Source organism: Chryseobacterium sp. 2VB (genome assembly GCF_005503635.1).
GTDB lineage: Bacteria > Bacteroidota > Bacteroidia > Flavobacteriales > Weeksellaceae > Chryseobacterium > Chryseobacterium cupriresistens.
The window spans coordinates 17,700-39,223 of record NZ_SCNC01000006.1 but is presented as its reverse complement, the minus strand read 5'-3'; the positions used below and the strand labels follow the sequence as shown (position 1 = coordinate 39,223).

Genomic DNA, 21,524 nt, shown 5'->3' with positions numbered 1-21,524 from the left:
CTAGATAAATACAATTAATTTAACTTAATTTGTTTAGATTCCACGCTTCACTGCGTTTCGCTCTGAATGACAAATAGACTGTATAATTTTCAATTTCAACAATTATGCCTTTTCCAATAACACCAGGCTGTGATCATCACCCGCCAGATGGTTGTAAAGAAGTATATTCTTTATACTTTCCTTTTTTTCTGCATTGATCATCATAATTTCCGGGATCTGCTGTTCCTTCAGGATATGACAGGCCATAAAGGTTGAAAAACCACTTGCTGTATTGAATTCTCCACTCAAATGTTTATAATACAGCTGTGCTGAATCCGGAAACAGATTCATTGCTTTTGTATAATACATATCTGATTGTGCATCTCCGCTGAATCCTAAAATAACCGCATCAATATCACTAGTTGAAAGACTGTTTTGAATTAAAAAATTTTGTATAAAGTTCTGTACTTCATTCAATTCAACAGTATTGCTGATATGGATATTCTTAAGCCTGGCATAAGAGTTTTCGGTCTTATCTTTTCCAATCACAAAAAAGCTGGCCCCTTCGCCCCAGATTACGCCAGTAGTAGTGGAATGTAAATAATCTGCAGGAAGATCTGCTTCTTTTTTGATCGTATTATTTAAGCAGTAAAGTTCCATGGTTCTGTCTGTCTGTTCGTCTGTAGAACCTACCAGAACATTTTCTGCTTCTCCGTCATTGATCTGAAGCTGAGCATCCAGTAATGAAAACTCCAGTGAAGAAGAAGTATTTACATACGTGAAGTTGTAAGCATGACACTGTAATCCCAGAGCGATCTGCCCTGCTACTGTGTTGTGGGTAGACTGGATAAAAAACGTAGGCGTAAGAAACTCTTCATGATTATCAATCACGTTTTTCAGGAACTTTTCAGAATCCTGAGAGCAGCCCATTCCTGTTCCTACGATGATAGCATCCGGTTTTTCAATTCCAGCTTCCTTCAATGCATAATGTGATGCTACAGAACTCATTTTTACGGTTTTAGACATTCTCCTGATCATCGCAGGTGGAATGAACTCTTTGTAATTGGGTTCTATCGCTTTAATGATATTTGAAGAATTTTTAACAGTAAGGTTCTGAAGAATATTGTCGTTTAAAGTGTCCTGAACCGAGATACAGGATGTACTGTTGATGTATACTGCACTCATGATTTTGAGAAAATTAAGGTGGAACAGTTTCCTCCAAATCCAAACGAGTTGGAAAGCACATGATTGATGTTTTTCTCTTTCAATTCGGTAACAGGAGTAAGGTCGAACTCTTCCATTTTTGTTTTAAAATTCAGGTTCGGGAAAATCACACTGTTTTGCATGGCTAGAATTGAAAATACGGCTTCAATTCCTGCTGCTGCTGCCAAAGTATGTCCTGTAAATGCTTTTGTGGAGCTGAATTCAGGGACCCGATTTTCTCCGAAGATTCTGATCATGGCTATTCCCTCAGATAGATCGTTATTGGGAGTCGCCGTTCCGTGAACGTTGATATAATCTATATTTTCTTTTTCCAGTCCGGAGATTTTCAGGGCTTGCTGCATCGCTAAAAATGCACCCTGTCCGTTTTCTGAAGAAGCGGTCTGATGGTGTGCATCATTGGCATTCCCGTATCCGGAAAGATAAGCGAGAACCTTTTTGTTTTCTTTTTTGACCATTTCTTCAGATTCAAGGACTAAGAAAGCGGCAGCTTCCCCAAGGTTCAGGCCTTTTCTGTTGTTGTCAAAAGGAGTGTTGTAGGAATCCGTAAGAATCATCAGGGTATTGAATCCGTTCAAAGTAAATTTTGACAGAGAATCTGTTCCTCCTACAATAACACGGTCTAAAACTCCGTTTTTGATTAGCTTTGCGCCCATCATAATAGCATTGGCTGCTGATGAGCAGGCTGTACTAATGGTAGAAACCATCCCTTTTAATCCCAGATAACCGGCAATAGCCAATGAGGAATTTCCGGCATCGTGTGCGTCAATATATTTTTGCTTTTCAGGGAAGTCTTCGTAAGAGTAGAAGTATTTTTCAGTGATATCCATTCCTCCTACACTGGTAGAAGAGATCAGCCCGGTTCTGTAACCATTGATATCTGAAATTCCTGCACTTTCTGCAGCTTCCTTCGCAGCGATCATTCCCAATAGGGAAGTTCTTGTGACATTGTTGTCTTCATCAAGATGAAGTTTCTGTACAAGCTCTTCATTGGATAATTTTATTTCACCCGTTTTAATGGATCCGGCATGACGGGTTTCAAACATTTCGATATCTGAAATTCCATGTTTTCCGGTTTGCAATGAAATAAAATTTTCCTCCACATTGTTTCCGATGGAGGAAATGATACCCATTCCCGTTATGGCAATTTTTTGACTCATGGTATTCAATAATGTAACAATGTATCAATCGGATAATTTACCAATAATTGCTACATTGTTACACTGTTAGATTGTTATATTAATTTATTTTGTTCTGTTGTCCTCGATGAATTTTGCCATCGTATCGATAGATTGGAAAATCTCTTTTCCTTTTTTAGGATCTGCTAATTTTATTCCATAGTCTTTATCAAGAAGAACGATCAGTTCCAAAGCGTCGATAGAATCTAATCCTAATCCACCTCCGAATAGTGGGTCAGTATCTTTGATTTCTTCTACAGATACATCTTCAAGGTTAAGAACTTCGATAATTTTGTGTTTCAATTCTGTTTTTAAGTTTTCCATAAATAGTATTTTAATGTAACAATATATCAATGTACCAGTTGACCAATGGTTGTTATTGCCTTTAGCATTGGTACATTATCAGATTGGTACATTGTTAAATTATAATGTGAGCAAATATACAAAAGCTTTGTAATTTTCCTGATACAATTCCACCCAGCCACATAATACTTTGTCAGCTTTTCCGGATAGAAGAATCTGTTCAGAATAGTCATTCAAAAATTCTTCATCAAAATCATCCAGTACGAAAAAAGCATTTTCTGTCTGCATTTTGTGTTTAATGCTGATTTCACCTACACAAATATTGGGTAAAGTATACACAAAAACGGCAGGACTCGGATAGAAATTATCCTGATTGTTGATGCTTTCCTGATACTTAAAATCTGTATCCAGACTGGAAGATCTGTTGGCAAAAACAATGGCTGTTCTGCTGTGATCATCATCTTTCAAAATGGTTTCGGCGGAAAGAAAGGCTAATTTACTCAGGTTATCCATTTTGTGAAATTTCGGATAGCTGAGGTCTAAATTTTTATAGGCTTCTTTGGCAAACTCCTGAAAGGCTTCGCTTGGGCTTTCAAAAATAAGATTTCCGTCAACGGTTATTTTTGAATGTTCTATGGTACAGGTATTTATTTTCTTCATCACTTTCAGTTTAACATTTTTCCAGTACAACAGCTGCATTACAACCTCCAAAGCCAGAAGCGGTCTTTAGAATATATTTAATATCTGCAGTTTGGTTTTCCTTGATGATATTCAAAGGCTGGGTTACTCCTGTTTCTTCAAAGTTCTTTGATGGAAGCAAAGTGCTGTGAAGAGCACTTTCCATAGAAATAATACTTTCCAAAAGTCCTGACGCTCCCAGGCAGTGCCCGTAATATCCTTTCATACTGTTGAGCGGAATATGTTGGAGATCCATTCTGTTGAAGGCAATAGCCTCCATTTCATCGTTATACAAAGTGGCTGTTCCGTGGGCAGAAATAAAATCGATCTGTTCTGAAGAAACTTTCGCTTCAGTCATGGCATTTTTGATACTGGCATATAAACCGTCACCGGTTCTTGAAGGTCCGGAAATATGATTGGCATCATTGACTGCAGAATCTCCAAGGACTTTAAACCTGAATTTTTCGTTTTGTGAGATTGCTTCGTCACTTTGTTCCTCGCAAAGACCTGAAGTGATATAAACTGCGGCGGCTGCTTCACCAATATTAATTCCGTCTCTGTTTTTATCATAAGGTTGGCAAGGCCCTGATCCTATTGCCTGAAATGAATTGAATCCTGAAATAACAAACTCAGAAAGCTCATCACCTGCAATCACAAAGGCATCTTTATATTTTCCTGCCTGAATCATATTTTTTGCCACTGAAATCGCCATTACTCCTGAAACGCAGGCATTGGAAACGATGATCGGTTTTGTTTTAAATCCAAAAAAATCAGCAATTTTTTCTGCTAATTTTGATAAATGAACGCCTTCCGGTAATTCGGACTGGTTTTTTAACAGACTGATATTTCCTTTTGTTGTTGAAAGGATAAAAGCAGTATCGTCCGATATGTGATGTTTTTCAACAAGAGGCTGTAAGCTTAAAAGAAGCATCTTCTCCAGTCTTGTAAAATTGTGAATGTCATTCTGAGCGGAATCGAAGAATCTGTTGAATTCTTCATTCAGTTTTTCAGAATCAATGATGGAAGCATAAAAAGCATCCTGATTGTCTATAATTTTATGTAAGGCAACTCCTGACTGTCCTTCTAACAGGGCGTCCCAGTTGGAATCAACATTGAAACCCAGAGGAGTTACACAATTGTAGTCTGTGATATAAATTTCCTTCCTCATGATAATCCCATTTTATCTTTCCAGTTTTGAAAAAATTCCGGATTGTACAGACATAAGCTTCCATTGCTATCAAGAAATACCTGAATGGTTTCACCGCTGCATACCAATTGGTCTTCCTGATTGAAAAGCTCATATCTGTAAATAAGTTTGGCAGACACAGAATTAATAAAAGTGGTCACAATTCTGAATGTTTCTCCATACTTTAAAGGAAGAAAATGCTCACAGGTACTTTTTACGATCGGTGTTACAAATCCTGCATTTTGAATATCAAGATAGGTAAGACCATGCAGACGACCGAAAGCTTCTCTTCCGTCTTCAAAATACACGATATAATGCCCATGCCAGACAATGCCCAGCGGATCTGTTTCATTGAAGCGTACTCTTACTTCTTCGGTACAGGTTAACATATTTTCTTTAGACTGCATTTTGTTTTTTTTCGTAAAAAATGGAAATAGCTACGGTGGCAATATAGAATAAGAAAAGGAAAACCAGTTCTTTGGCAATTCCACCAATTCCGCTGTTTCTTAAAATAATATCATAATAAGCATTCAGTCCCCAGTTCATAGGAGAGAATTTGGCTACGGTCTGCATAAATTCCGGCATTAAAAATACAGGAACCCAAATCCCTCCAATAGCAGCTAAAACCACTACAGAGGTTGCTCCAAATGGGGCAGACTGCTCTTGTGTATCGGCTATAGTTCCCAATAAAACTCCGAATCCAATTGCTGCCAATCCTGCAAACAGCGTTACTGTTACAAGCTGGAACATTTTTCCGGATACATCAAAAGCAGGAAGATCCATATAAGGGAAAAGATAAATTCCTACCGCAACCATCAGTAAAAACTGAATCAGACAGATGATAAGATACGTAAATGTTTTTCCTAAAATATGTACAAAATAGGGTGTAGGGCTTATTCTTGCTCTTACACTTGTTCCCTGGCTTTTTTCTTTTACCAGATTGATGGATAAAGGGACAACAATAAAGAAGATCGCAAAAAGTGTCCATGCAGGAACGTTGTGCTGAACAGAGTTCGGCATCACATCCATTTCTCCTTTTTTTGGAGTGATTTCTTTAAAGCTGATCAGGTTTTTATTTTCATCAAGATTTTCTGTTGTTCCCAGTTGATCCTGGAAGGCTTTGTAAATCTTTTTATTTTCAATTTCAAAAACCATTTTGTTGACAGAATTCATCACTGAGTTTTTGAATCCTGCATTGGTAGCAGGGTCAAAGTACAAGTGAATTTCTTTGGTTTTGGGAACTGCTGTTTTTACTTTTGCAGAATCTCCTTCCAGCCCGAATGAACTTACAATGGTCTGAACTTTCGAATCAATATTGGAATTTAAATCTTTCGTTAAATTTTCAGGAATGACTATCGCCATCTGATAATCTCCGGAAAAAACAGCATCCTGAGCAGATTTTTCATTGAAGTTCGTCAGCAGCTGGAATGTTTTGCTGTTTTCAAGCTCTGCTTTAATGTTTTTTGAAACTTCAGATTTGTCCTGATCAATAAAAATAATTGGGATTTTTGAGCCTTCAAGGTTTTTAAAGGTAGAATCCTGAATAAGGGTAATAGTGACAATCAAAAGCAAAGGCATCACAAAGATGATGACAATTCCCCCAATATCTCTTTTCAGCAGAAGAACTTCTTTAATAAAACTTCTCCACAGTTTATACAACAACATCTCTTAATTCTTTTCCGGTTAATGAAATGAAAACATCTTCAAGGTTTTCAGCGCTTGCTACTCTGTTCACGAGTTCTTCAGGGGTTCCTACAGCATGAATTTTTCCATGATCGATGATGGCAATTTTTGTACAGAATTCTTCCGCTTCCGAAAGGTGATGGGAAGTGTAAATAATGCATGTTCCCTGTTTATTTAAATCTAAAAGATAATCAATAATTGCTTTTTTGGACTGAACATCTACTCCTACAGTAGGCTCGTCCAGGAATAAAACTTTAGGATTGTGAAGCGTTCCTGCGATGAGGTTGCAGCGTCGTTTCATCCCTCCTGAAAACTGTCCTACCTGCTTGTTGGCAAATTTTGAAAGTCCCATGATTTCAAGGGATTCATCAATTGCTTTTTTAAGCTGATTGTGCTTTAAACCATACAGGCTTCCGAAAAACATAAGGTTTTCTTTGGCTGTAAGTGTAGGATATAAAGCATATTCCTGGGGAACAATTCCAATAATCTGTCTTATTTTGAACCCATCCTTCTGGGGAGATAAACCGTTAATGGTGAAATGTCCTGAAGTAGGTTTGATTAATCCTGAAAGCATGGAAATCAGCGTTGTTTTCCCGGCTCCGTTGGGCCCGAGAATTCCATAAATTTCATTTTTACTGATACTCAAAGAAATTTCATTTACAGAAAACTCATCAGAATTTTTGTATTTTTTGTATAAGTTTTTAATCTCAATCATATTTTCTGCCATATCAGATCGCTTTTCTCAGTTTTTTATAGAAAGCTTCTTCCAGGTCTGCAATATGCAGCATTGTTTTTGAAAGTTCATTGTAAATATTGCTTTTCGAGTTTCTGTTTTTATACACTCTGGCAATATCAACGGCAAAATCTCTCCAAAGGTCACCAATAGAGGTTATTTCTTTCGATAATTCCTTTAGCTCATCATTTTTTAGAATGGCAGCTGCTTCCTGGAGGAATGCTCCATAGATAAACCTGAATCCTCCGCCTCCGGTTCCGATTTCTTCCTGCATTCTGATCAATTGTCCCAGATAATGGTTGGTAACCTTCGTTCCTTTCTTTTCTGCCCATTTCGGGATGCTTTTCGCTACCCATCTCATGGCTTTTACCCCAATAAGCGGTACGGGTGCCAGCATATTTTTGCAGGTATCTTTGATCCCTTTTTTGATGGCTTCTTCAATATTCACATTTTCCGGAACATAAACAGGGTAGTACATATGTCCTTTGGGAGGAAGTGCTCCTTTGGCATATCTTACTTTTTCCAATTCTGCTTCTGAAAGAGAAGTCGTATAATCCATTACAGGGTCACTGATCAGAAATCTTCCGTCTTCTTTTCCATACACTACAAGATTGTGGGCATTGAAGTGAAATTTGTATTCTTCAGGAAAATAAGTAAGGTTGAAAACGCCCACCTGAAGTCCTGTAGGGATATTTTGTTCCAGATTTCTTTCAAGAGCTTTTTGGGCATCCTGAGGATTTGAGAATTTTTCTCTTTTGATTTTAATTCCTAATCTTTTGGCTGCTTTACTGAAAATAGCACCCGGCATCGGACGATAGCTGAAGCCCGGAGCAAAATTCACCTTCAGAAAAGGGAGATAGACAAAAAACAGTCCTGAGCCGATCCCGAAGATCATAGGTTCACTTAGTTTCAGTCCTTTGTTAAGCAGTAGATTAGAAGCAACACCGTTTTCGCAATGTGCAGTCTGATGGTGTTCAAAGTTTAATTTCATTTGCTGATTGTATCTTTTCATTGGTCAAATGGAACGGGCATTATTTCTGGCCCCGTTTCATTTATTTCCCGTCGAAGTTTTTTAATTCATCCACTGAAATTCCGAATGCATCGGCATATTTTTTCAGTGCATTTTCGCTTAGTGTTTTGAATATTTTGGGTTTAAAATGTCTTTTTACCCTCCATTGCCACATTCCTACATATGAAGCAAGAACGCCAATATCCATTTTGTTCAGTTCCATAAAATAAACAATGGGACTTGCTGTATTATTGGCCACATTTTGTTTTGCTTCCTCAATTCTTTCATAAATAAGTTCCATCGATTCATCCAGAGCCGCTTTTTTGGCATCCCAGCCTGTGCTGTTTGCTGTCGTGTAGTTGTCGTTCTCATCCGTCACATACAAAACTTCAGTCATGTTGGCGGATTTCAGGTTACTTTCGTCTTGAGGCAGGTCTTGTTTTTTCATCTAAATAATGTTTATATTTTTAGATTCCAGATGATATAAGGCTCACCTGTTTTTGATTCTTTTAATCAGGTGGCTAAAATAGTGAAAATACATTATATGTAAATCATATTAAATCTGAAGGGTTATTACCTCTGATCAGAGTATGTATTAGAAATCTTTAGCAATAAGTGTTCCATGGGATTATAAAATGTTTCACGTGAAATAATTCATTTTTCATTGATATTTAAGGTGTTTTATCTTTTTGATTTTCAGTGTTTTTTTGGTGGATTTTGTTGAGGTTGAAATAAACAACAATGAATGTTTTATTGTAAGGTTTTATAATTATTTCAATGAAAATTATTGATTTTTAAACACTGATATCACAAATGAATTACACAAATTTTCACAAATCTATTATAGAATATGAAATGAATAACAGGAAAAAGCTGTACAGAAACGTACAGCTTTTCTATGTCTATGTTAAATTGACCTTTACGACTTTACTTCCTGAATAAACAGGTTGATTTCCGCTCTGATTAACAATTCATCATTAGTAAATGTTTCACAGAAGATATGGCAGATATTCTCAAATTGTGAGATAAGCGAAGCTTTGGAAATAATTTGGTCACCCACTTTTGGAAGAGCAAAAATTTCGATCTTCTTGATATTGGTAATGAATCCAATCACTTTAGTATCAGCTTCGGGATTTTCAAAGAAGCTTTGCCCAAGGATAGATGAACAGGTCTGAGCAAGATTTTCGATTAAGCCGGCTTCCGCAAACTCATTGTTGTGAACAAATATATTATCTTCTTTGATTTCAAAGGAAGTCACTACTTTTTCTTTGGTCAGTTCCAGGATATAGTCTGCCATGAGCATCGGTTCACGATGCGGTAAAAAGTTGTGTATATTGATGATATTTTCTTCCTTTATTTCCATTTCCAGTTTATTTTACAGCGGTTTTCATTTGAGATTTTGCAATCACTTCACCGTTCAGTTTCGTAATGACATCTACCAGGGTTACTCCCATTACTTCATTAAGGATGGTTACTTCAGATTTCAGCTGATCTCCCACTTTAGGCAGTATTTCAGCTTCAAAAGATTTGATGGCTCCGATATATCCGGTTGGAGCATCTTTTCCCAGCAGATAATATTTATATCCGGTATGAAGGGCAACGCTCTGCGCCTGATGCTCAATCAGTCCTGAAGCCTGGAATAATCCGTCCTGGATAAAAAGGTTGTCTTCCTTTATCTCAAAACCGGATAAGAGATGGTTTTCAGAGTATTCTGACAATTCATGCACCATTACAAAAGGAAACCTTTGGGGAATAAGACTTTCTACAAAATCTTTATCGGATGTGGGCAGTTTGTTTTCCATTAGCAAACGGTTAATAAAGCACAAGAATAAGCAAATCTTCCACTTTCGGGAACACAAAGAAGTACTTTTTCTCCTTTTTTCAATGTTCCGGAATTCATCAGTTCTTCAAGGGCGATAAATATAGATCCTGCTCCGATGTTTCCAACTTCAGAAAGATTATAGAACCATTTTTCTGCCGGGAAATCCATTCCTTTTTTGGCAAATTCTTCTTTCAGTCCGTCTTTAAAGTATCCGGAAGAAATATGAGCCAGTACGTGGTCAATTTTTTCCGGATCCAGATTATGTTTGTCAAAAGATGATCTTAAACTTTCTGCTCCTTTTACTAGGATGTATTTATCAAGGATTTTAGTATCCTGTTTAATTGCAAAAATAGATTGTTTCAACCATTCATCAGAAGGGTAGTCTGCCCATGATTTCAGGCTTCCGTCTTCCAGCTTATCACATCCTGCATACATACAAGCTTCAATTTCGTGGGCATAAGAATAGAAATCAATGAATTCTATTTTTAGGGAAGTACTGTTTTCTCTCGGTTTATTTTCTAAAAGGAAAGCGCCTGCTCCATCAGAAAGCATCCATCTCAGGAATTCTCTTTTGAAAGCAATGATAGGTCTTTCCTCCAGTAATTTTAAATTTTCTGCTTCATGGTTGAATTTGTCAGCAGTCATCCATGCAGACATTCTTTCAGAACCTGCACATACTGCGTTGTCCTGTACACCGGCTTTTACAGAAAGGAATCCATAGTTGAGCGCATTCATTCCTGAATTACAAAGACCTGTTGAAGTATTAATTTCAATAGATTTTCCGATGTTAAGCTCACCATGCACCATAGAAGCGTGAGAAGGCTGGATCTGATCTGGTGAAGTAGTTCCTACCGATAGTAATTTCATATCTTCCTTTTTGAAATTTTCGTCAAAAAGTCCTTCGATAGCTTTTGCAGTAAGCTGTGCATTAGAGTGGGTAGGGTTTCCTTCTTTATCTAAAGCGTAGTATCTTGTTGTGATCTTATTATTTCTTAGGATAAGTGATTTTGCTTTAGATGGCGCATCATTGATAAGCCCAAGATAAGTCTCCATTTCATCATTCGCTACCGGCTCATTGGGTAAGTATGTTGATGCTTTTGTTATAAATACGTCGTACATTCTATTTTAAATTAATTCCTTGTAAATATCTTTTTTGTTTTTGTCTTTTAAACCAAAATATAGGGGTTGTAAGCAGGTGTAATACCAAAACGACAGGTGAGATAATCCATATCGCTGCCATCAAATATACCTTAAAGAATTTTATCAGCAATGGACGTTTCTCTTTTTTCTTGATAATCAGGTTAGACCATACTGTGAAAATTTTATTTCCAACCTTTTCTACCCGTACTAAAAAAGCACGGATTTCAATCGCTCCGTTTTTCACAAGATCCGGTTGTAAACTATTAAGGTCATTATTATTAAAATGTCTTTCAATAATCTCGCCATACTTTACAGAACCTGCAATTTCTTCATTGGAAACTCCTGCGGCAGGAAGCATTCCTGATTTTTCTTTCTGACCTGTGGTAAGCCATCGGAGAATCGTTAATACGCTGGTGTAATTGTCGTGCCTGTCTACCAAAGCAATATTTCCTACGAGTTTAGCCTGTAAATCCCTTAAGTAAACCTTTAATTTTTCCTGGGAAAGCATCCACATATTTCTGGTTCCTGAGATCGTAACCACAGGAGTATCTTTAAGGATTGGTTTTGCATAATCACTCTTTAAAAAAGAAATAATAGGAATGGATGGTGTGAGATACCATACCTGATACCCGAATAGGATAAGGTCGTATTTTTTGTTCAGAATTTCTTCTGAAGGAGGAAGGATTTCTTTTGGAATCTGTAGATAAGATTCAGGAAAAGTGTTGAAAAAAACATCACTTGGCCAAGGAAACGGGAAGTCTTCTTTCAGTTTAATATTATAATAGGTAACATCATATTTCTCCTTTTGAGCTTCAAAAGGGCTGGCGATGTTTTTCACAATATCTTCGAGTTGCCCGGTTTGTGAATAATATATGACAAGTATATTTTTCTTCATTAGTTTTCTTTAGCGTTTACAAAAGTATGTTTTTCATATTTATTATTTAGTTTTAAATACTTTTAATGATTCAGAACTAAATTTTAGTGCATAATTATCACTTTCAAACGAAGTGTTTTTTGTATTTACAAAAATGATTGTTTCAGGGAGATCCTGAATTTCATTCATGGTAAAGTGTTCATCTGAAATTAAAAGAACATCAATCTTTTTGTTTACTTCAGAAAGGTCTTTAATATACTGTATTTTTCTTCTTTTTACCAGATAGTTATGGGCTGCCACTGCTCTTTTTTCATCATTCTGAATCAGAGAAAAAATTCTTCGGCTGGCCTGATATAGGGTTAATAAGGCATCTTTCTGCCCAAAATCATCAGTAATATGAAGAATGTTGGCATCATGAGGAATATGCTTGTTCAGTTCGAAATATACTGATTTATTGGTATTAAAGTCTTCTTTTACTTCTTTTACCACTTCGCTGTCTTTATACAGGTAGCTCAGGAATAATTTCTTTTTAAAATAATTCTCATCCTCAATCTCCTCGCGCAGTCTGGCAAATTCTTCTCTGAAATGAGCATTGATCTTCTTTGTTCTCTCAGAATAGTTCTGTCCAAAACTCATGTCATCTTTGCTGATTCTGTTGCCTACTTTTACGGTAATACTTCCGTCATAGATAATGAAATCTCCTTTCGGCAGCACTTCGGAATTTCCATGGATATAGAGTGGAAGAATATCCAGCCCGAACTGTTCAGCGAGATAAAAAGCTCCTTTATGGAATCTTTTCACATCATTGGTGTAAGAACGTTCTGCCTCTGGGAACACAACGAGTGAATATCCCTGGTCAACTTTTTCTTTCAGTTTGTCCATTCCGTTCTCGATTCCCTGTGAAACGGGATAAAAGCCCAGTGCTCTTACCAGTTTTCCAAAAACAGGAGACTGATATACCCAGTCATTCACCAGATAAATAATTTTATGGGTAGCCATTGCAATAGCCAGCGTATCGAGGAAAGAAGTATGATTGGCAATGATAACTGCAGGTTTGCTGAAATCTTCAGATGTATTTTTAATGACCTTCTTCTTTACAAAAGGATTAGAATAAAGAACGGAAGTTAAAAATCTGGCTAAAATAAGTTTGATAATATTCAGCGTCTGCCCTTTGGAATTTTTAACAAAAAAACTTCCGAAGGCAGAAAACAGCAATCCACCCAATCCGTAATAAAGGAATGAAAATACAGACCATACAAACAATCTGAATGTGATGGGAGAAAGTCCTTTTTTCGCCCTGTTGGTAATGAATAATCTGAACCAGAAAGGATATAGGGTAGAGGTAATAATAATAACGGAGAACATTCCGATCAGGGCTACTAATGCCAGAGAATGCAATGCCGGATGCCTGGCGAATATCAAAGATCCGATGGAAAGAATTGTCGTGAAAACAGCAAGAATAATAGAAATTCTGTACGTAGGCAATTCATTCTTTCCGGTAGTATGTTCTTTTTGCATGGCTTGCGTCAGGAAGATGCTGAAGTCATCTCCCACTCCAAATACCAACGTACACACTACAGTACTGAAAATATTTAATTCCAATCCCAGAAAATAAAGGATTCCGGCTGTAACAACTCCCGTTAAAACAATCGGGAACATGGTGAGAACCGTTAATTCAAAATTCCTGAAGAAAACGATGATCGTTAAAATAATGGCAAGAAGAGAATAACTGATCAGTGTATTGAAGTCCCTTTTCAGCAAACCAAGGAAATTTTCATTCATCTGCTGGCGGTCGATAGCAATGGCATCATGCTGTTTCTCAATATCTTTGATGAAAGTGTCTCTTTTGTTTTCGTCTACTTTTACCACATTGGAAACGGTGTGGAAACCATTTTCGCTGCTCATGAATTCTGAAATCTGAAGCGCTTTCACTTTTTGATAATCTTTCAGACTCAATGCAGCATAATTTTTATGCAAAACTTCATTAAAACCATCAAAAGCGGAACTGTTGAAGCCGAATTTATTCCCGTTACTGATCAGTTCAGAAATGGTCTGATTCTTCTTCTCGTCATTCCAGAAACGGTTCCATTCGTCAATTTTTTTCTGCTGATCCTTTTCTGAAAGAACAACGCTTCCGATAGAATTATAGCTTAAGATTTTCCCTTCTTTTTTCTCTTTGTCCAGGAAACTGCTCAGTTCGGAATTTCTGGACAGTGCTTCTTCTTCAGAATTTCCATAAGAAATAGTATAAATTGATTTTGACGTAATATCAGAAAGTTTCTGCAGTTTTGCCTCACTGATTTTTAATTCTTTCGGAATATAATTCAGATCCCCGATATCTTCATTGAAACCTACATGTCTGAATCCAAACAGGCAGGCAAGAATAATAATGGAACACCCAATAATCAAAGGCTTATTTTTTTCGTACGGATAAGACCCGATCCTGTCAATAAAGTTGGTGTTGAGATGTTCTCTTTCTTTTGGTTGGTAAAGCTGAGGAACAATAATTAAAGCTGTGATTGAAGAAAGAATCACAGTAATGGCAGCAAAAAGACCTAAGTCCTTCAATGCTTCAGAACGAACAAAAACGAGACACAAAAAGGAAACGGCTGTTGTTGCGCTGCTTAATATAACAGGCTTCGTGATTTCCTTGTAAAGCTCCTCAATATTGTTGTTATGCTTATAATGGGTAAGAATATGCAGGGCATAATCAATCGTAATACCAATAAGAATCGCTCCTACACTGAGTGAAATAGCTGAAACCTTATCTTTAATAAAATAAAGAATTAAGAGAGCGAGCAGTACTGAAAATAGGGTGGGTAGAAATACAATGACGGGAGTGAAAATATTTCTGAAATAATAGATCAGAAGGATTAAAAGAACCGTCATGGAAATGGCCACCGTGTTCTGGATGTCTTTTTTGATCTGCTTTGCGTTGGCTACAGCAATTACCGGAGAACCGAAATAGCTGATCTCTGTTTTTCCTTTGAATTGTTTGTTAATACCATCTTTGATCGTGTTGAGCTGATCCACAAATACCTCATTGGCTTTCGTATCATTGCTTTTGTTTTTAGGATCAATGAAAAGCAAAAGATTTTTTCCGTCTTTGGTAACAATATAGCTGTCTTCGAGTTTGAAGTCTTTGCTGATGTTTAAAGCATTTAATTTTTTGATTCCCAGAAAAGTAAGTCCCAGAGGGTCTTTTTTAATAAATTCTTTGGTCACAAGGCTTGTTGGAGAAACCAGCGAGATGTAATTATTTTCTACCTGTTTTGCAATACTGTCTTTCTGGAGTTTCTGATCAATTTCCTTATAATCATTCTCATTAAGGAACAAAGGGAGATTCTGATGAACGAAATCAAAGGTTTCAGAAATTTCATTATCGTTCACTTTACCCTGAACAGAACCAATATATTTCTGTAAAGGCTCAATTTTTTTCAGGAAAGTATCAGCCGTTTCAGAAAGCTGGAAGCTGTCTTCGCCGGATCTGTTCTCGATAATAATAATAATCTTATCCGAGAAATTAAGCTGTTTGAGAACCTTTGCAGTAAGATCCGACTTTTCATTTTTAGGAATAATCTGATTGATGTCTTCCTCAAAATTGATCTTCGACGCAAAGAAAATGCATAAAGCGGCAATTCCAAGAGCTGTCAGTACAGATAGAATTTTATTTTTGGAAATCAGATAATATAAAAATATAAAAAGGCGATGCATTGCATTTAAATCAAGTCTGCAAATTTAATTTTTTAAGCATTAGTTCAAAATAGTTAGCAATAAGTTTTAACTGAAAATCAATAAAATATTCTAGGAAGAATGAAAAAATATTCTACTTTTGCAAAAGTTCCCTTTTGAAAAAATGTATTTTAAACCACCATTATTATTAAAAAAATAAGAATCTGTTTTAGATATGTTGAAAAGAAATGATGAAAAAATAAACGGATTTCTATTGGTAATAGTTCTTCCGCTTCTGTTGTTTGCCATGTCTTATTATGGATTTGAATCATCCTACACAAGACTGAAAACATCAGAGAGAACCCCTGATTTTTTATTTTCCTCCGTATATGCTTACAGAGTGATTCCCAATTATCTGAGTGTTCAGATGACGGATTTGATGTACAATCTGATCAATGGTCCGCTTTCTTTCTTCAAAGATTTTTTGTCCAAAAACGGAACCCCTTTTTATCATGGGCTTTTCCTTATGAACAGTGTGTTCTTCGTTTTGTGTTCTTTGATTTTGAATGCCGTTTTCCGGATGAAATCTACGGGGCTTCTTTTGAATGTTAATGCCAGAAGGATTATTCATCTCTTATCTGTATTTTTCATTGTGATCACACAGTACGCGCCGACAAATTGTGATACCATCGCACTCTTTTGTTATCTGTCAGGTGTATTTCTGACTCTTAAATATCTGGAAGCCAGAAAAAATACTTTCTTCTTTACCCTTATTGGACTTATCGGGATCTCTACTTTAGTAAGAGAAACAGCCTGTCTGAATATAGCCTTTTTTGCAGCCGTATTTTTCAATATTGATGAGCTGAAGAAAGGGAATTATCAGGTAATCTGGAAAATTATACCGCTGGTTGCTGCTTTTCTTATTCCCTATCTGGGATTAAGAGCTGTACTTGTTCGGGATGAAACGACTTTTGTGGAAGGCTTTTATATCAACAGAAACTTTTCCAGCCCTTTTAATCTTGCAGGGTTGGTCTTTGCATTAATTGTGATTTATTTTATATATGGCCTTTGTACAGAGGAAAACAAGAGTGTTTTTGGAAAATATTTTTTCTTTTCCATTCCTTATCTTCTTATGATTACTTTAGTAGGGCTTTTTTGGGAAGTGAGGCTTTTCCTGCCTTTAATTCTGACCGGATTCATCACAGCATATCATCAGTTTAAAAAAACATCAGAGAGTTAGCATGAGTTTACTACATCCATATTATATAATTGCCATAGTCTATATGCTGTTCTTCAGTGTTCAGGAGGTGTATGGAAAGAAGGTTGATAAAAAGTGGTTCTGGTTCCTTGCTGTTTATTTTATTATTATTGTTGGTTTCAGAGATAGTGTAGGACCGGATTACGGAAGTTATAAAGGAATTTATATTTACTCCGATACTAAAAGCTACTACAGTATCTTTATGAAGATGCTCCATATGGAAGGACCGGAAACGTTGGATGTGGAATGGCTGTATACTTTGATTAATAAGATCCTTCTCAATTTTTTTGATGCACCTTTTTATATGGTAACATTGGTCATTGCTATTTTTGCGATGATCTTTAAAGTAGAATATACTGAGGATAATACTTTTTATCCCTTTACTTTTACCCTTTTCATGTTTATTCCCAATTTCTTTATCGGGGAAAGTGGGCAGATCAGACAAAACCTCGGGACTTTTATCGTATATTTTGCAATACGGTATATTAAAGAGCGGAAACTCTGGCATTACCTGTTTTTTATATTCATAGGGTCGGGTATACACAGTGTTTGTTACTTATTCCTGCCGATGTATTGGCTGGCCCGCGTTCCGTTAAACAAAACGGTAATGCTGATTATGATTATCGGTTCTGTTTTTCTGTCCCCATTTGAAATATATAGAAGTTTCGGTGGTTTCTTAGATGGGATGGCCTCTAATAGTACACTTGTAGAAGGGTTTAATGGATATATGGATGAAACGGTACAACGACTTAATGGTGGTATCGGAATTCCTGAGGTGATGATGGCAATCCTTACTTTCTTCCTTTTTGTTTTTGATAATAAAATGAAAGAACTTTATCCTTATTATGAGTACCATAGAAACTATGCTGTAATCGGGATATGTCTTTATTTTATTTTCAGAAACAATCCTATCTTCTCTTCCAGGCTGGCAGGAGCGTTTATCGGATTCTCATATATTATTATTCCAAATGCCATGTATGTGGTTTCAGGAAGAGTTAAGAATATGATTTATGCATTTATAATCGCACTGGTCGTCTTCAATTTTGTTGTCTTTTCTATATTTAATAATATCACGGCCGGGCGATTTTCGATTGACCGGTATCAAAACCATATTCTTCCTTAGAATTTTGAATCTTAAAATATAAAGACAGCTTAGGGCTGTCTTTTTTTATGTAAATACCTTGTTGATTTTTATACTGTTTATTGTGTTTTATTTTACATTATTAATAACATAATTCAAATATGTGTGTTTTTATTTGTATAATAAATCACTTTTAATAGAAATGGGCTTAATAATTGTATTCTGCTAAAGACACTAAAACCTAAGGTATGAAAATATTAGCTGGAAAATTAGCGGCAGTCATATGCCTGATATTATTTGGAATCACTTCCAAAGGTAATATCGGAGGGAATCTTCCCTTGATTGGACATGTAAAAGCAATATGGCTTAGTGAGAATACAGACTCATTGAAACCTGTTCATGAACCGATGAGATTATTGCTTCCAGACTGGAAAAAAGCACCCAACAGTTACATTTTTGATCCCGCTCAGAATAGCGGAGGATTGCTGGTTCCCGTAAAAAAAGCTTATGCGATGTGGGAGGGTGGCGGATATCTTAACGGGAGTGGTATACCTGCAGGGACGGTAACTGCTGATGTTTTATGGGAAGATGTTCATGGACTTATAAAATCCGGATTGAATTACGCCCTTGAAATAATAGGAACAGGGCAGGATGCTAAGATTAAAGTGCCTGTTAATAAGACAAAAAAAGGAAATGCTGTGGTTGTTTTCAGGGTAGATGGTGAGATTTATTGGAGCTGGCATATCTGGGTAACGGATGATCCCACCAATGGAGTTTCCTATAAAAGTTTCAGCAACATAAAAAGAATGAGATGGGATGGAACAACGGAAATTATTCCGGACTCCGACTGGAAATGGATGGACAGAAATCTGGGAGCAATCACAAATTCTATCACAGCATCAGACTGGAACCGGAGTAACGGACTTCTTTATCAATGGGGACGAAAAGATCCAATTCCACCCCTGGTTACAAGAGGAAATGATTTTTATGAAGCTTCCGGATCAATAGGCAGAGTAAGACATAGAGGAGCCAAAAATATGACCAATGCAGTGAGTATTGATGATCTCAGAAAGTTTGTTCTGCTTTCCGCTGCAGAGGTTACCAATAATATACGGCTTTCTGTAAAAAATCCTATGAGTCTCATCTATGTTAATAAAGATGATAACTCCGGGCAGGCGTATTACAACAATAACGTCAATCTGCCTGTTAATTGGTTTGGAAGAACCGCTGCTTTGCCGGATGACAGACTCTCGGAACTTAACCTTTGGTCTGATAATGCACAGGGTAAAATTGAAACAGTATATAATAGTGACAGCAGTGCAAAACCTTATAGAGATAAATCATCTTATGATCCCTGCCCCAATGGATGGCGTGTTCCTTCAATGCTCGTGGCTAACCTTGCTTCTTCTGCGTATGTGGATGATATCAGAATAGACTTTTCCCCATTTGGATTTAGAACCAATATGCCTAAAAATATCTATGAAGCCAATCAATATTATGTCGTAAAACCTACAGATGCGGGAACTCCTGTATTTATGAAGGGGATAAAGCTCTATCCTAATATTGGATTCGACCTTTCCAGTGTCGGGGGATATAATATGGGGATATTCCCGGGAACAGGACAGCTCATCAGAGGAGCTCATTTAGGTCAGTACAGTGACCAGCATCATACGGCATTATGGACTGCTACGATGACCAGGCATTTTGATGCAACTCCTTCAGTAGGAGTAAGAGCCGTTACCATGATTCCTGATAAAGGGCAGCCCGATATTCCGGATCCTGCTTACCCCGATATTCAGGGTAGATATTATTATATGCCGATGGAAAGAGTATATACCTCAGATGCCAATGGCTGCAGGTGTATTAAAGATCCGCTTTATATCATTAATGATTATAACTTTCCTACGGAATATATGCCGGCCGCCACCACAGAGTATAAAGAAGGAATCAATAATCCCAATACTTACCAGGTTGTTAAAAGTGCAATACCATACAGTATAGAAATTCCGGTGAGTAAAGCATTTTCAGTACAAAGCCAATTATTAAATAATCAGAATATATTAAACCCCACAAGTTTTAATAACCTCAAGGCAAATGTTCTGTGGACCACCAATGTTAACTTGATCAGTAAAATATCTGTTATCAACTCTTCTCCTGCCGCACTGCAGAACCTTAAAGACGCAAGGATATCTGTAGAAATGCAGGCAAACCAAAGTGGAAACGCAGTGATCACATTGCATAATGGCAGTATTGCCAATCCGGTGTACTGGAGCTGGCATATTTGGGTTACCAATACTCCGGTAGCTTCTTATACCTATACTACGGAGCTCCCGGTACAGGAAGCTGTGAATTATGTGAATTATGTTAAAAAGGCAGATATTGTTATGACAACAGAGTTTTTGGACCGTAATATTGGCGCAACAAGCGCTTTCCCCACAGTTGGAAACCCTCTGTCGCCTACCACGTCTGAACTTGCTGAGATCCGAGGCTCCACAGGCCTGCATTACCAATGGGGAAGAAAAGACCCTATTCCAACGTTTCAGTATGCAGACAATAAGGCTTCGTACAATGTGTTTTTAGGAAGTGTGCAGAGTAACGGGACTGTTTCATATACTACACTTACGGCTGCGACTTATAATAACCTGACAAGTGGATATATTGTTAATTACAACACTTATGCAGCAGAGGCCGGGGTACAGGATACGGATAAACCTGGTGATAAAGTGAATAAAGTATTGTCGTACTCCGTACAAAATCCACTGGTTTTTATGATTCCAAGTACTTTTGCTCCTTTTAACAGTGCTGTACCTGGTTATACAAACGGAACGGACTGGATCGCAAATGAACCTAACTTGGCTCTTGACAGATGGGGAAGAGGAGGAGTGAAATCTCCTTTTGACCCTTGTCCCGATGGCTGGAGAATTCCAGACCTTTTAAGTGTGGCATTGGTTTCAGGACAGGATTTCGGACAGACGCCATGGTATAAAAAAGATAAGAATATTGCAACTTCCTATAACCTGATTACCGACTATCAGGGAATCAGGGTGAGAAATCCGTCTACTACTTCCACAATTGGATACCAGTTTTTGGATCCATCCTATAAAATCGGAAACTATCCCGATTCCGGCTCACGTGCATTCAGAAGCGTGGTGGCAAATCAGTCCCCGAAGGGAACTTTTAATGTTGTCAATTTTCAATATCCGGGAACCTGGACGGATGCGCTGGCTGCCAACTACCTGGGTAGACCTGTCAATATACTATTTGATGCAGCTTCTACAGCCAACCGGCTGATCGTCTTTCATGATAATAACGATCCCTACTTCGGGATGAGTTGCAGGTGTGTGAGAATCAGATATAATGCTTTTGGGAAAGAAGAAGGACCGATTCCAGTTTTTGTTATCAATGCAATGCGAAGTGAGTTAACAGCCCCTTTACAATTTAGCAGAATACATGCTAAAAAAGAGATAGAGACCAATCCTGTTGTGCTTTTTCCTGATCCTGTTAAGGATATTCTTTATATTAAAGTGCAGGAAAACAAAGAGTATCATTTTCAAATTTTTAATGCCCTTGGACAATTTGTAAAATCAGGGCAGTTTGTCAATAATCAGACAGATCTTTCATCTTTAAACGCAGGAGTGTATTTAATAAGAATAAATAACTCAGAAGCAATTGTGAAAATTATAAAACAATGAATCTTACAAATAAAG

Annotated in this window: 18 protein-coding genes; 3 read left to right on the top strand and 15 right to left on the bottom strand. The window is 37.1% G+C overall.

The genetic code is table 11. The features are described 5' to 3' along the window. Positions 1 to 102: 102 nt before the first annotated feature. The 15 genes from FFS26_RS07850 to FFS26_RS07780 all read right to left on the bottom strand — a co-directional run bounded on the left by FFS26_RS07850 (position 103) and on the right by FFS26_RS07780 (position 15,520). Positions 103 to 1,164, bottom strand: coding sequence for a beta-ketoacyl synthase N-terminal-like domain-containing protein (locus FFS26_RS07850; RefSeq protein WP_110009846.1), 1,062 nt, complete (start codon positions 1,162 to 1,164; stop codon positions 103 to 105). Then, positions 1,161 to 2,360 (bottom strand): beta-ketoacyl-[acyl-carrier-protein] synthase family protein, encoded by a 1,200-nt coding sequence (locus tag FFS26_RS07845; protein WP_137904755.1) that lies wholly within the window; start codon positions 2,358 to 2,360, stop codon positions 1,161 to 1,163. The genes FFS26_RS07850 and FFS26_RS07845 overlap by 4 nt, the downstream gene beginning before the upstream one ends. 84 nt (positions 2,361 to 2,444) lie before the next feature. Then, the gene (locus tag FFS26_RS07840; RefSeq protein WP_034692439.1) at positions 2,445 to 2,702 is read right to left on the bottom strand and encodes a phosphopantetheine-binding protein; all 258 of its coding nucleotides are present in this window, start codon (positions 2,700 to 2,702) and stop codon (positions 2,445 to 2,447) included. 99 nt (positions 2,703 to 2,801) lie between these two features. After that, positions 2,802 to 3,341: a 3-oxoacyl-ACP synthase gene (locus tag FFS26_RS07835; RefSeq protein ID WP_110009963.1), complete on the bottom strand. Its 540-nt coding sequence runs from the start codon at positions 3,339 to 3,341 to the stop codon at positions 2,802 to 2,804. Between the two features lie 10 nt (positions 3,342 to 3,351). Continuing rightward, entirely contained in the window at positions 3,352 to 4,527 is a 1,176-nt protein-coding gene (locus FFS26_RS07830; RefSeq protein WP_137904754.1) for a beta-ketoacyl synthase N-terminal-like domain-containing protein, read from the bottom strand. Then, entirely contained in the window at positions 4,524 to 4,952 is a 429-nt protein-coding gene (locus FFS26_RS07825; protein WP_110009843.1) for an acyl-CoA thioesterase, read from the bottom strand. The genes FFS26_RS07830 and FFS26_RS07825 overlap by 4 nt, the downstream gene beginning before the upstream one ends. Then, entirely contained in the window at positions 4,942 to 6,210 is a 1,269-nt protein-coding gene (locus tag FFS26_RS07820) for an ABC transporter permease (RefSeq protein WP_137904753.1), read from the bottom strand. Before FFS26_RS07820 ends, FFS26_RS07825 begins: the two co-directional genes overlap by 11 nt. Then, positions 6,197 to 6,955, bottom strand: coding sequence for an ABC transporter ATP-binding protein (locus FFS26_RS07815; RefSeq protein ID WP_137904752.1), 759 nt, complete (start codon positions 6,953 to 6,955; stop codon positions 6,197 to 6,199). The genes FFS26_RS07820 and FFS26_RS07815 overlap by 14 nt, the downstream gene beginning before the upstream one ends. 1 nt (position 6,956) lies before the next feature. Further along, positions 6,957 to 7,952 (bottom strand): BtrH N-terminal domain-containing protein, encoded by a 996-nt coding sequence (locus tag FFS26_RS07810; protein WP_110009962.1) that lies wholly within the window; start codon positions 7,950 to 7,952, stop codon positions 6,957 to 6,959. A 61-nt stretch (positions 7,953 to 8,013) separates the two neighbouring features. Then, a complete protein-coding gene (locus tag FFS26_RS07805; RefSeq protein WP_110009840.1) occupies positions 8,014 to 8,418 on the bottom strand; it encodes a hypothetical protein in 405 nt (134 codons plus the stop codon). Positions 8,419 to 8,889: 471 nt separating this feature from the next. Then, on the bottom strand, positions 8,890 to 9,333 hold the full coding sequence (locus tag FFS26_RS07800) for an ABC transporter permease (protein WP_110009839.1): 444 nt from the start codon (positions 9,331 to 9,333) through the stop codon (positions 8,890 to 8,892). A gap of 7 nt (positions 9,334 to 9,340) precedes the next feature. Further along, entirely contained in the window at positions 9,341 to 9,772 is a 432-nt protein-coding gene (locus FFS26_RS07795) for a hypothetical protein (protein WP_110009838.1), read from the bottom strand. Then, positions 9,772 to 10,911 carry a beta-ketoacyl-ACP synthase III gene (locus tag FFS26_RS07790; protein WP_110009837.1) on the bottom strand — a complete coding sequence of 380 codons (1,140 nt, stop codon included), beginning with the start codon at positions 10,909 to 10,911 and terminating at the stop codon, positions 9,772 to 9,774. Before FFS26_RS07790 ends, FFS26_RS07795 begins: the two co-directional genes overlap by 1 nt. 1 nt (position 10,912) lies before the next feature. Further along, positions 10,913 to 11,827: a dialkylrecorsinol condensing enzyme DarA gene (locus FFS26_RS07785; RefSeq protein ID WP_137904751.1), complete on the bottom strand. Its 915-nt coding sequence runs from the start codon at positions 11,825 to 11,827 to the stop codon at positions 10,913 to 10,915. A gap of 42 nt (positions 11,828 to 11,869) precedes the next feature. Next, on the bottom strand, positions 11,870 to 15,520 hold the full coding sequence (locus FFS26_RS07780; RefSeq protein ID WP_137904750.1) for an MMPL family transporter: 3,651 nt from the start codon (positions 15,518 to 15,520) through the stop codon (positions 11,870 to 11,872). 193 nt (positions 15,521 to 15,713) lie between these two features. Here FFS26_RS07780 and FFS26_RS07775 point away from each other — a divergent pair, with 193 nt between their 5' ends. The 3 genes from FFS26_RS07775 (at position 15,714) to FFS26_RS07765 (ending at position 21,509) form a co-directional block, all read left to right on the top strand. Next, positions 15,714 to 16,718: a hypothetical protein gene (locus FFS26_RS07775; RefSeq protein WP_110009834.1), complete on the top strand. Its 1,005-nt coding sequence runs from the start codon at positions 15,714 to 15,716 to the stop codon at positions 16,716 to 16,718. Between the two features lies 1 nt (position 16,719). Then, positions 16,720 to 17,859 carry an EpsG family protein gene (locus tag FFS26_RS07770; protein ID WP_228406498.1) on the top strand — a complete coding sequence of 380 codons (1,140 nt, stop codon included), beginning with the start codon at positions 16,720 to 16,722 and terminating at the stop codon, positions 17,857 to 17,859. 206 nt (positions 17,860 to 18,065) lie between these two features. Continuing rightward, positions 18,066 to 21,509, top strand: coding sequence for a T9SS type A sorting domain-containing protein (locus FFS26_RS07765; protein WP_137904749.1), 3,444 nt, complete (start codon positions 18,066 to 18,068; stop codon positions 21,507 to 21,509). Positions 21,510 to 21,524: the final 15 nt, after the last annotated feature.